The sequence below is a fragment of the Secundilactobacillus silagei JCM 19001 genome, from assembly GCF_002217945.1.
GTDB lineage: Bacteria > Bacillota > Bacilli > Lactobacillales > Lactobacillaceae > Secundilactobacillus > Secundilactobacillus silagei.
Genome location: NZ_BCMG01000045.1, coordinates 1 through 273 on the forward strand (window position 1 = coordinate 1; position 273 = coordinate 273).

A 273-nucleotide genomic window follows, 5' to 3' on the forward strand; every position below is an offset into this window, starting at 1 on the left:
TAGTGATGAGGTTAAGTTATCAAGGGCGCATGGTGAATGCCTTGGCACTAGGAGCCGATGAAGGACGGGACTAACACCGATATGCTTCGGGGAGCTGTACGTAAGCTTTGATCCGGAGATTTCCGAATGGGGAAACCCAATCATCCTAGTCGATGATTAATGCTTAGTGAATACATAGCTAAGTATTGGCAGACGTGGGGAACTGAAACATCTAAGTACCCACAGGAAGAGAAAGCAATTGCGATTCCCATAGTAGCGGCGAGCGAAGTGGGA

The 273-nt window shown here is 48.0% G+C and carries 1 rRNA gene; it reads left to right on the forward strand.

Annotation, left to right across the window (positions count from 1 at the left end):
* Window positions 1–9: 9 nt before the first annotated feature.
* A 23S ribosomal RNA gene (locus tag CES79_RS12460) occupies window positions 10–273 on the forward strand; the annotation flags it as partial.